The sequence below is a fragment of the Vibrio hippocampi genome (assembly GCF_921292975.1).
GTDB classification, from domain to species: domain Bacteria; phylum Pseudomonadota; class Gammaproteobacteria; order Enterobacterales; family Vibrionaceae; genus Vibrio; species Vibrio hippocampi.
The window spans coordinates 968,375-980,862 of the sequence record NZ_CAKLCM010000003.1; the positions used below are offsets into that span (position 1 = coordinate 968,375).

The window sequence follows — 12,488 nt, forward strand, 5'->3', positions numbered from 1 at the left end:
CAGTGACTGGTGGTCGGTTTTTTACTCAATAGTCAAAGGTTGACCTTACATTGGTCGCTGCTGGCTGGCATTAAACACAAGCTCTATTGTCGTGCCCTTATTCTCTTCGGATGAGATATCCAGTTGCCCACCAATCAAACGTGAGCGCTCCATCATACTCTTAAGCCCTAAACCCGGCGCAATACGTGCCGCTGCAACATCAAACCCCATGCCATCATCGGTGATTTGTAGTACGAAGTTGCCACGAACGGTCGCGATATTCACTTCGACTCTTGAAGCTTCTGAATATTTAGAGACATTTCTCAGTGCTTCCTGAACGATGCGAAACACCGCTAGTTCAGAGTCACTGGCTAAATCCAGCTTCTTGGTAGAGCAGAAAAATGACACCTCGATCTCTTCTCTGCGCCTAAAATTATCAATTTCTGAACGCAACGCTTCAACCAGCCCCAAGTCATCCAAAATTGATGGGTGCAAGCGACGAGACAAACCGTGTGTGTCTTCCGCAATGCCAACCAACCCTTTCTTTATCTTTTTAAGAGATTGTTTGGTGGTCACATCTTCTATGGTCATTTCGAGTGTACCTGCCTCAATCGACAACACGGCAAGACGCTGGCTTAAATCATCATGCAGTTCTCTTGCCACACGCTTGCGCTCTTCTTCTTGCACATTCAGCAGTTTCGATGCCAATTCTCTAAGCTCTTTCTGGCCTTCAATCAATGCTTGCTGGCTGCTTTTGAATAAGCTGATATCTTGAATAATCGCCGAACCGCCGACTAACTTGCCATTGGAACCAAATTGACATTCGGCAATTTCATTCACCCACTTGAGTCCATCTGGTTGTTCAAGACGGTACTCGACGTTTACCAAGCCCGTTGCTAATGCCTTAGCCCAAGCGGATTGATACTGCTCGCGGTCTGGTTGGTAAATCATTTGCACAAAATCGAGACGTGACATCGACCGACCTTGAGCGACACCAATAATATGTGCAGCCTCTTGGGACAAGCTATGTAGACGATTTTCACTATCAAACTCTAAGCTACCAAGCTTGGCGACTCGCTGTGCGTTACCTAGTTGGTGACTGGTTTTCTGTAACATTGCCAGTGTTTTTCTGCGGTTGTAATAAGCGATAGAAACCGTGACCGAAATAAACAGCAAACTGATGCCCAAGCCCCAGAGTAAATAGGGTTGCCAGCGGTTTTTCTCGATCACCGTGACATTGCCCCACTTCTCGGTCAGTAGCGTCATCTGCTCGGAACCAATGGATGCAATGACTTTGTTAAACAAACTGACTAGCTCAGGTTTAGAGGGATGGACACCAATGGCGATCTCAAGTGAATATTCAGTGTCTCCTGACACCTTAATATTGTTGATTCCCATGGTTTGAGCAAGGTATCTCACGATCATCGGATTCTCAATCACCGCGTCCACTTCGCCATTAGAAAGCGCTCGAAGACTGTCTTGCAGCGTCCGATACTGTTCGATTTTTATTTGTGGGTATTCGGCTTTTATTTTTTCGACGATACCACTGCCTTTGGCACCACCAATTTTCTTGCCGATTAAATCGGTAATGTTCGATAACAGCTGTTTGTCTAATTGGGTATGAATGGAATAAGTGAGCTTGTGTGTCGGATGAGTAAACAGCAGCTCTTTCTTGCGTTCTGGCGTCACGTTCATCGTCATAACAAAATCAAGTTCACCGTCAACCAGCGCATTATAGGTATCTTTCCAGCTTTCGTAGGCGACAAGATGTGAGCGTAAATCATAGTGAGATTCAAAACGATCAAGGATATCAACCGCTGCGCCCCCCAGTTCCCCTTTGTCATCAATATAGCCAAAGGGGGCTGCGCGTAATGCCGAACTGAATGCAAGACGGGGGTGACGTTGTAACCACTGTTTTTCTTCCGTGCTCAAGGTGTCAATCAAATCATTGCGTTCACGGGTAATCGTCATCCATTTATCGCGTAAGTCTCGGAGTTCATCCCGAGTGATCGACTCAATCGCTTTATCAACAGCAGAAATCAGCAAAGGCCAGTCGTCTCGTATCGCTAATCGCGCTTTATTGGCAAGATGAACGGATTCGATTTCCAAGTAGCCCTTAATTTCGACATTAGAAATGAAATTTTTGTAGAGGTGAGTATTACATGTGGTAACTTCGCACAAGTAATAGTCTGCCTCACCCCGCAGTACCGCATTGATTCCCTCTCCTTGGTTGCTGTAGATCTGAACATTCAACTCTGGATAGTTTTTACTTAGATAACGTTGCTCTAGATAACCCCTCGTCGCAGCGATGACCTTGTCACCTGCTTGATCGAGCGATTCAATCGGTTCAGCGCCCGCTCGCCCAAAAAATGCGGTTTCAGATCCTTCAAAATAGGACGAGGTAAAGTCCATATACTGATCAATCTCTTCACGGTAACGGATAAACTGTAAAACATCGAGATTGCGGTCTTTTGCCATATCAAGCTGTTGATCCCAAGTCTTGCTGGCGTCAAACACAAATTGGATACCCAGCCGTTTGGCGATCAAGTCAAGATAATCAATCGAATAGCCTTTTAACCGACCATTTTTTTCATACACAAAAGGAGCAAAATTTTCATAAGCAGAGACTCGAATCGTCGGTGCCTTTAGTAACCAATTACGTTCTTCTTGGGTCAGGTTAAGCTCGACATCATTATTGCGAAAATCAATAAACCATTTTTGCTTGAGCGCATCGACATCAGCAGGGTCAAGACGCTCGCGTGCCTGTTCAAACCGATTTCTCAACGCTTCTGGGAATGCTTTGCTGTACATCACATGCACAGGTTTAAAGTGAGATTGGATAAATTCTGGCGCTGGCAGCACTCGTAGGTTAGGGATCAGTTCCGCTCGTTGGATATGTAAGCCAGTGGCAACATCAATAAATGTCACATCGGCAGTACCAAGCGCTACCATCTGCAAGGCTTGTTTTAAGTTTTCGGTCTCGACGATCTGAGCTTGTGGGAAGTTCGCCTTAAAACTGTTGGTAATACTAAAGCCAACTGGACTGGCAATGATTAAGTTTGGCAACGTTTCAAGTGTCAGCTGCTCAACACGCTCTGTTTGACCTTCTCGCCAAAATGTCCCGACAAAGCGCGGAAGCAGCACATCGCCAAAAACAAAGTCATCATTATAGCGATCGACCTTGGCACCTTCGGTGATATAACCTTCCAGACTCGTGACCGCATGTTCTAACAACTTCAGGCGATTAGGAAACACTTCCCATTCCAGCTCAACATTGGCTTCTTCAGCAACAAGCTCATAGTACTCAGTGAAATACCCGGTAGGTCGCCCGTCTTCAAGGTAGGTAAAAGGCGCAATACTCCCCTCGGGTAAGGCTATCTTAATTTTCTCCATCGCCTGTGCAGGGCTAATCGAACAGATAGAAACAAACAATAAAATAATAAAAGAATTCAAACAGGTTGTCGCTTTCATACGCATCCTTGCTAGCGAAAGAGTTAACAATTTAATAACCTGAGTAAAGATATCACTTCCCTAATCCTTCGCCTAGACGGTTAACGCCCAGATTGGCTTAGTATCGGAAGGTTTTTTTGCCAGTCACTGGGCATTTTTGTGCTGAAATTTATCTCATTTTAATGAGCATTTTTTCACATACTTTTCGAACGATTTTCATTTCGTGTTCGGTAATGTTTTGATATAAATCATCTTTAATATCACGCATAATATCGTTACCAGTCTGCACTGCTAGTTGCCCATCCTCCGTTAAACTTAGCATCACGTTCTTTAAATTCGAGCTTGAATTACTTCTATTGATCAATGCCTTTTGTACACAATTATCAACTAACCTTTTGGTGCTTGACCTATTTCTAAGTAAGCTGTCTGCTAATTGCTGTTGATTGATTTCACCTAAACTTGATAGAGCGATGAGCGCACCAAGCTCTTCAATTGAAACTCCCAATCGAGCACGTAGCTTTGCATTTGCCATCGTTTTATACTCACTACTCACTCTATCCATGGCAAAAGTTATGCTGTCCGTGACGCCTCTGATTTCATTCATGGTCTGTTACTCGATTCGTTAGATGATATAAGAAAAATAAAATAGCTAAAGTGCAGGCAAGTTCAAAAGCTCGAAGAAACGTGCTATTCATGCCAAGGTTAACATTACCAACATAAAGTTGAATTGGGAGCATAGTTGCTAAAAGCGCATCAGCATGAACATCACGATTCGAACCTTTCTCCGCACACATCCATTTTGATATTAAGAAAATGATACTACCTAAAATCAGGGTATAAAAGCTAATGACTGATTGATGCCCCATCATTAAAGCAATAAACACAGAAGCAACTGCACATCCACCCACTTGCGTTACAAATCTGAGATTAACTGTTTTGATAAATGACTGTCTATCAAATTGCGTAGCCGCTGCAATAACAGGAACTAGACAGAACGTTGCTGATATCAAATCAACAATCATAAGAAATGCGACGCCACCTCCAATCAACCCCAATGATACCAACCTGTTCAAGTACGTCACTTCTTTGGGCTTAAAGACCGGTGATTTTTCGCCTTTGCTTGTCACTGGAAACATAGCTACAAATAATTTCGCCACCACAATTGTGATCGCCATAGACAATAGAATCTCATGGATTCTATTCGGCATTGATGCTGTAGTGTGGATAGAGAAAATAACCACCAATATCCAGTTAAAAGTAGGCATGAGCATTCTTCCAACGGCTTGTGGAGTGACAGCACGTCTTCTCATAAAGTCAAAGAACAATAAGCTTATCGTCCAGATGATAAAAGGATGGTCTGCAAATACATTACAAACAAGCAACGCTGTGGAAGCAGCTAATAGCACTGGGTAAAACATCCCAACCAAACCCGACCATGAATAATCTCTACACTTAGTCATTGCTATGGTTGGATATAAGGCAAGATAAACAGGTGATGCAAATCCCATAACCTTACCGGCAACCATGCAAATAGTTATTGTCATTGTGATTCGTATTACTTCATTGCACTTGGTATTAAACATTACGGTTTACCTTAATAGATATAGCGGAATAGGCTAACCATTTGCATCCATACAGCGCCAATCCGATCAACGAACTGATTACCCGCTTCAACCATCACTGTTGCTCTCGAGCCACCAATTAACGTGTCATTGCCATTTATCACATGAATTCTAGTTCGAACTTTTTGTTGCTCTCTAATCCAGTGATTATCATTGCTAACGGTAGCAATCTGATTACTAGGGTTGTACTGGTCGTACACGGCAGCATCTTGACTTGTAATATAACCTGTAAAGACAAAACCCGGCTTTGCATCAAAAACTATCCGAACCTCTGTACCGACCGATAATTTATCGATGCCTTTTTCATTGAAGTCAGCAGATATCCATGATTCCGATTTATCCACCAAGTAAAGACTATGCTCACCATTGCTGACATAAGTCCCTCTGTGCAACTGGAGATTGGTGATATAACCACTTGAAGCCGCCGTAACGCTTGTTCGCTCTAAATTCAATTGAGCGGTTTCTAAATTTGCCATAGCCACTTTTATATCAGAGTTTAAATCTTTCCCATGGGAGGTAGACTTTAATTGATTATATTCGGCAATCGCTATATCCAAGCCGCTCTTGGCTGAGGCAAGTGCAAGGTTTGAATCATCGAGTTCCTTTGTCGTAGCCAATTTTCTTGAATGAAGCTTTTGCACTCTGTGGTAATCAGACGTGGCATTAGAAAGCGCTACTTTTCTCAACTCAATTGTCCTTTCTGCAGACATAATAGATTGAACGGCAGCCTTATCTAGCTCAGATGCTCGAGTCAATTCAGCTTCCGCTTTGTCAGCCAGAATCGAATAGCTACTCCCGTCCACCTTAAATAGCACGTCACCGACATTAACGAAGTCCCCATTTTTCACATTAACTTGACTAACAACTCCTGAAACCTGCGGAGCAACAGAAGCAATCATGTTGTGAACAGTCGCTTGAGTAGTGAATGGCGCAACATTATCAGATGAGATTAAAAATGCTGAGAATCCAACCGCAGTGACTAAGACAGCATTGAGAGAGTATTTGTAAATTTTTGAGTTCATTTTAGTTTCCATCGCAACAATAATTAGGGTGTGAACTCTACTCCTTTTTGTTTCCATTGCAACAAAAAATCAGTTTTTTTACAAAAAAAAGAGAGCAAATGCTCTCTTCAATCGATCTGGCTTTAAAAGAAGTTATTGTTGGTGAATGGGGATTTGAAGCATTCTCGGACATAAACGCTAGACCATAATCCAGTAGCAGCGCCAACAGTCGCTTTCGAGCCAGCTATAATGGCTTATTTAATTACCGACACCACCCGTGTTTTGAGCTGGGCTCTCGGATGTCATCGGTGGCCACTGTTTGAAAGTCGCTAAATGCTGCTGGACCGCGGCTTGAGCAGGACCAAACGCCCACATTTTCTCTCCCATCCATTTCAAGTACATACCCGATTCTTCGGCGGCTCGTTCATAAGGGTCACGGCGTAAATTAAACAACAGCGGGGCGTTAAGCTCTTCTTTTGGGCCACTCCAACCATGATTTTGAACCACGAAGTGCGCCTTCCAATCCCCAACACGTACCGCTTGTAACTTGTCTCGCTCGTAGTAGTAGATTTCTTTACGATTGGAGTCGCCTTTTTCGGTTAACATATCCACTTGGTTATAACCATCAAGGTGCGCTTTAAATCCATTGTACCCTTCAAGCATTTTCTGTTTGAGATCCGTGGGACCACCTGCAGCAGCAATGAGTGTTGGTAACCAATCCATACCATCAAAGATACCATTGCCTACGCTACCCGCTGGAATCTTGCCGGGCCAACTAACCAGTGCAGGAGCCCTAACACCGCCTTCCCAAGTGGTGCCTTTTTCGCCGTGGAATGGCGTCATACCACCGTCAGGCCAAGTCATGATCTCCGGTCCGTTGTCGGCAGTGAAAATAACGATGGTATTGTCGGCTATGCCCAACTGTTCCATTTTCGCCATCATTTCACCGACATGATCGTCAAGATCTTTCATGACCACTTCTTGAAGCCCCCAACCGTTCTGACCCAGCATGGCTTCATATTCAGGGGAAAGATGTGTCCATACGTGACCACGGGATGGACAGTACCAAGTGAAGAATGGCTTGTTGGCCTCAACCGCTCTCTCGATAAAGTTAATCGCATGCTTGTTGACTTCATCATCTAATGTCCGCATACGTTCTATGGTCAGTGCGCCATCATCCTCAATGGTTTGCCCGCCGTTATTGTCTGACTTCGCATAAATCACATTACGAGGAGCAAACGCATCCAATGAACCATCTTTTGGCCAATCGGGATCTTCGGTATATTCCATTGCATTCAGGTGATATAACCAACCCCAGTACTCATCAAAACCGTGCATCGTTGGTAGGAATTCATCTCTGTCACCAAGGTGGTTTTTGCCAAACTGACCCGTGACATAACCCATGGTTTTTAGGATCTCAGGCAGCGTTGGCGTGTCGGCATTTAAGCCCACAGGACCACCCGGCAGACCAACGGAGTGCATCCCCGTTCTAACGGGCAATTGTCCGGTTAAAAACGCGGAGCGACCCGCCGTACAAGACGGTTGCGCATAGTAGTCTGTCAATAGCATGCCCTTTTCAGCGATACTATCAATGTTGGGGGTTTGACTGCTCATCACGCCATTGTGATAAGCACTGAGATTTGAGATGCCAATATCGTCAGTGAAAATAACAAAAATATTCGGTTGCTCTTGCGCTGACCATGCTGATAGCGAAACACTGCCCAGCACACTCAGAATAACAGGGGGAAGAATTCTCTTCATAGAATGTCCTTATACTGTTTCAGATTGTTGTTTGCGAACCATTTTTATTCCTACCAAGCCAAAGCCAAGTTCTAGTATTAGATAGACGACAAGCAGCCAATGAGGCATACCATCCAATACCAAGCTGATTACTCGACCGGCAGCCAAACCCAACATAAAAACCACCAGACTATAAAGCGCAGGTAGTCGATACTTTTTGAACAATGCGCCACTCACCCAAAATAGAGCGAGAGCCAAATAGAGCCCCATTACCGCACGAAAAATATGCGTCACGTTGATGGGGCTAGCATCAATACCGAATAAGTAGTCAAGAGAAACCACAGGCGAATACCCGTAGGACAGCGCAATCGGAGTTAAACCTAAGACAGCGACCAACAAAAAAATACTTTGTGACTTCATATCCCCCACCTTCTTCGAATTTGTCTCTTTTTTAAGAACATAGTCTACAATCAGCTGTATACAAGTTGCATATATTGAAAATGAATCATCAGGACAGGACGATCACCACTGTTTTACTTCACATCGGATTTAGAGGTATCAATATGGCTAAATGGCGTTACCTGATCTTACCCACCTTGGCAGCGACTTCCGTCGTCAATGCACAGCAACCCAGCGAACCCACAGGCAACAAACAGTGGCAGCACAGTGTTGAGATCTACTTGCAGGCACTCAACATTCGCGGAGATACAACCATTGGTGACCTATCCAGCGATGTGGATGTAGATCCTGCATTCATCGTCGACCATTTGGATATGGGTGCCATGCTGCGTCTTGAAGGTATTTACAACAACCAATGGGGCTATTACCTCGACTACAGCTATATGAAGTTAAGTGGTGAATCAGATTCAATCATCGGCAACACTGGCATCCTTAATGGTGACCTAGAGATCCGACAAGGGGTGTTAGAGGTCAAGGGCTTTAAGCGCTATCAATACGATATCGGGACGATTGATTATATGGTTGGATTACGTTGGTGGGACAATGATATTGATTCTAAACTCTACACAAACAGCGGCACACGCCTGAATTCTAGGTCTTTAGATGAAGATTGGATTGATTATCTGCTAGGGATTCGCTGGATCAAACAGGTCCATCATAATTGGACCGTACATACCAGTATCGATATGGGGCTTGGCAGTGACACCGACTTCACCTCTTCGCTGCTAACTGGTGTTCGCTACCGACTGAACGGTTGGTCTGATTTGAACGTCGCCTACAAATCAACTTGGGTCGATTACAACAACAACGGCACGTTTGAATACGATACCGCCTCACAAGGTTTCTTAATTGGTTGGGCTGCCCACTTCTAATCAATGGCTTATTGCTTTCGCTTTTGGCGTCGATTCCAATATTAAATCAGGCAACATTCGCACACGATGCCTTTGCGAATGATGCCTGCGCGAATGATGCCGGTCAGTCGCACAAACGTTTGCCATCACTCTACAAAATGTCCCTTATATCCCCAAGTTACCTCAAGATGCGGAGTTCAGTCGTCACTTGGGTGTAGAGCACACGATCACGCACCGATTGGATAGCACGGTTCAAACTATTTGATTGTTTTGTGTTCATTCCATTTTTTAGGTGAAAATTCTCTTTGATCTAAATCAAAAAAGCGTCCTAAAACTCATTATCTATTTTATTGCATAAATTCCTATATTAGTGATTTTAACCCCCCTCCAATATGAATTTTATTCTGCCCTATTCACTTATTTATCTCAGAAGTAAATTTCACAAATCTTTATTAAATTCTTTTTGTGAAGACCCCCAAAGTTAGTAATACTTGGTTGATTTAGAGTAATACACGAAATCAATTTCCCGCCCATTTTTTAATGGATAATTTCTTTATTACTTAGATATCAGGAGGTGTTTATGAACACCCAAATTGATCAATCAAAAAACAAAGGGAATTTCTTTACTAATTTAAAATTTCCTTCCGCATATACCATTTTATTTATTTTAATTGCATTAGTGGCTCTTCTCACATGGGTTATTCCTGCTGGTCAATATGACCGCACAATGAATGAAGAACTTGGACGAGAAGTACCTGTTGCGGGCACTTATCAAGTTGTAGAAAGTGCGCCCCAAGGTATCGTCGATGTCTTTTATGCGCCGATTCAAGGCTTCTATGCCGCTATTGATGTCGCTTTTTTCATTCTTATCATTGGTGGATTCATTGGTCTTGTGACAAAAACGGGAGCGATTGACGCGGGTATCGAACGCATTACACGCCGTTTAGAAGGGCGTGAGGAAATGATGATACCTATCCTTATGGCACTTTTTGCTGCCGGAGGAACCATTTATGGTATGGCTGAGGAATCACTGCCCTTTTATGCGCTACTCGTTCCAGTCATGATGAGAGCTCGCTTTGATCCACTTGTCGCGGCTGCCACCATCTTATTAGGTGCGGGGATTGGCGTACTCGGGTCAACCATTAATCCATTCGCGACCGTGATCGCCGCAAACGCTTCGGGTATTCCGTTTACCGACGGTATTATGTTGCGCCTAGTTATGTTGTTTCTCGGCTATGTTATCTGTGTTTGGTACGTGATGCGCTACGCTCGCTTGGTTCGCACCGATCCTAAAAATTCGATTGTTCACGATAAATACGAAGAAAATAAAGCCCACTTCCTTGGCAATCGATCAGAGGAAGAACTTGAGTTCACCACCACTCGTAAAATCATTCTCGCGATCTTTGGCTGTGCGTTCGCTGTCATGATCTATGGCGTGTCTGCCGCGGGTTGGTGGATGCTTGAAATCTCGGCAATGTTCCTTGCTGCTACGGTTCTTGTTGGCTTTGTAGACCGTATGAGCGAAGAAGATTTTACTAACAACTTTTTAGAAGGTGCACGTGACCTCTTGGGTGTTGCTCTCATTATTGGTATCGCTCGCGGTATCGTAGTGGTAATGGATAACGGCATGATCACCGACACCATTCTAAATTCAGCAGAACAAATGGTAACGGGTCTATCGTCAGTGGTATTCGTCAATGTCATCTTCTTTTTGGAAATTATATTGTCGTTCCTTGTTCCTTCGACGTCGGGTCTTGCCGTTCTCACCATGCCGATCATGGCTCCATTAGCCGATTTTGCCGGTGTAGGTCGAGAACTTGTCATTACCGCGTATCAGTCTGCATCAGGACTCGTCAATTTAATTACGCCAACATCCGCGGTAGTGATGGGTGGTTTAGCCATTGCTCGCATTCCTTATATTAAATGGATCAAGTGGGTCATGCCATTAATCGGCATATTAACTTTTTTCTGCATTGTTTTATTAAGTCTAGGTACCGTTATTTAGTCATCGAAATTGATTAGATAAACATATTACTTCGTTGTCTATAAACAACACCGTCAATATTAATTTTATATTTTATTTTCCTGTTAGCTTTTTAAGCAGACTATTTGCATATTTTAAGCTAATTAATATGAAAGAGGTTCTATCATGAGCAAATTATATGTAGGTTCTGAAATTGGTCAATTACGTCGTGTTATTCTTCATCGACCAAGAAGATCATTAACTCATTTAACACCCTCCAACTGCCAAGACTTATTGTTTGACGATGTATTGGATGTTGAACGAGCTGGAGCCGAACATGATGGTTTTGCCCAAACACTGCGTGACCAAGGCGTCGAAGTTTTACTTCTCACTGATCTTTTAGCGGAGACGATCGCTATCCCTGAAGCAAAAGACTGGTTATTAAATCAGCAAGTGTCTGATTATCGCCTAGGTAAGCATCTCGCTAATAATGTACGTTGTTATCTTAACGACTTACCCAACATCACATTGGCAAAAATCCTAACAGGTGGTCTAGCTTACAGCTCGTTACCTAAGAGTTCATCGTCAATGGTACAAGGTCTGTACGAGCCTACTGACTTTGTTATCGACCCACTGCCAAACCATTTATTTACCCGTGATACTTCTTGCTGGGTTTATGGTGGTGTATCCATTAACCCAATGGCGAAACCGGCGCGTCAGCGCGAAACCAATCACCTGCGAGCAATCTACCGCTGGCATCCTCTTTTTGCCCAGCAAGATTTCATCAAGTATTTCGGTGACGATGAAACCATCAACTACGACAAATCAACCATTGAAGGCGGTGATGTTTTAGTTATCGGCAAAGGCAGCGTTTTAGTGGGCATGTCAGAGCGCACTACGCCGCAAGGCGTTGAACATCTTGCGTCCAATCTGTTTAAACATGGTCAAGCGAAACAAGTGATCGCCATGGAACTACCAAAACATCGCTCTTGTATGCACTTAGATACGGTAATGACACACATGCGCGAAGATACTTTCTCGGTCTATCCAGAAGTCGTTCGCAAAGATGTGAAATGTTGGAGCCTAACGGGTGATGAATCCGGTGCCGTGTCGATTAAGCAAGAAGATTATTTTGTTAAAGCGATTGAAAAAGCGCTCGGCGTTGGACAACTCAACCTGATCACCACCGGCGGTGACAGTTTCGAAGCAGAGCGCGAGCAGTGGAAAGATGCAAACAACGTGTTGACCGTTAAATCCGGAGTCGTGATCGGCTATGAAAGTAACGCTTATACCAACGAAAAATACGATAAAGCGGGGATTACCGTTCTACCAATCCAAGGTGATGAGCTTGGGCGTGGACGTGGTGGTGCGCGTTGTATGAGCTGCCCTATCGAACGTGATGGCATTTAAATAAGGGGGGTTA

At 43.8% G+C, this 12,488-nt stretch carries 9 protein-coding genes; 3 read left to right on the top strand and 6 right to left on the bottom strand.

All coding sequences use genetic code 11. The features are described from left to right. Positions 1-45: 45 nt before the first annotated feature. The 6 genes from L9Q39_RS17450 to L9Q39_RS17475 form a co-directional block, all read right to left on the bottom strand. Complete coding sequence (locus L9Q39_RS17450) at positions 46-3,450, bottom strand: transporter substrate-binding domain-containing protein (RefSeq protein ID WP_237486362.1); 3,405 nt, start codon at positions 3,448-3,450, stop codon at positions 46-48. Positions 3,451-3,598: 148 nt separating this feature from the next. Beyond that, the gene (locus L9Q39_RS17455) at positions 3,599-4,033 is read right to left on the bottom strand and encodes a MarR family winged helix-turn-helix transcriptional regulator (protein WP_237486363.1); all 435 of its coding nucleotides are present in this window, start codon (positions 4,031-4,033) and stop codon (positions 3,599-3,601) included. Further along, the gene (locus L9Q39_RS17460) at positions 4,026-5,012 is read right to left on the bottom strand and encodes a DUF2955 domain-containing protein (RefSeq protein ID WP_237486364.1); all 987 of its coding nucleotides are present in this window, start codon (positions 5,010-5,012) and stop codon (positions 4,026-4,028) included. Before L9Q39_RS17460 ends, L9Q39_RS17455 begins: the two co-directional genes overlap by 8 nt. 11 nt (positions 5,013-5,023) lie before the next feature. Beyond that, positions 5,024-6,073: an HlyD family secretion protein gene (locus L9Q39_RS17465; protein WP_237486365.1), complete on the bottom strand. Its 1,050-nt coding sequence runs from the start codon at positions 6,071-6,073 to the stop codon at positions 5,024-5,026. Between the two features lie 237 nt (positions 6,074-6,310). Then, positions 6,311-7,813, bottom strand: a complete 1,503-nt coding sequence (locus tag L9Q39_RS17470) for an arylsulfatase (protein WP_237486366.1) — start codon at positions 7,811-7,813, stop codon at positions 6,311-6,313. A 9-nt stretch (positions 7,814-7,822) separates the two neighbouring features. Next, a complete protein-coding gene (locus L9Q39_RS17475) occupies positions 7,823-8,212 on the bottom strand; it encodes a DUF4345 domain-containing protein (protein ID WP_237486367.1) in 390 nt (129 codons plus the stop codon). A 143-nt stretch (positions 8,213-8,355) separates the two neighbouring features. On the opposite strand from L9Q39_RS17475, the gene L9Q39_RS17480 reads away from it, so the two are divergent. From L9Q39_RS17480 to arcA, 3 genes are all read left to right on the top strand, one after another. Beyond that, complete coding sequence (locus tag L9Q39_RS17480) at positions 8,356-9,123, top strand: hypothetical protein (protein ID WP_237486368.1); 768 nt, start codon at positions 8,356-8,358, stop codon at positions 9,121-9,123. Between the two features lie 559 nt (positions 9,124-9,682). Continuing rightward, positions 9,683-11,107: a YfcC family protein gene (locus L9Q39_RS17485; protein WP_237486369.1), complete on the top strand. Its 1,425-nt coding sequence runs from the start codon at positions 9,683-9,685 to the stop codon at positions 11,105-11,107. A gap of 144 nt (positions 11,108-11,251) precedes the next feature. After that, positions 11,252-12,475 (top strand): arginine deiminase, encoded by a 1,224-nt coding sequence (gene arcA / locus L9Q39_RS17490; RefSeq protein ID WP_237486370.1) that lies wholly within the window; start codon positions 11,252-11,254, stop codon positions 12,473-12,475. Positions 12,476-12,488: the final 13 nt, after the last annotated feature.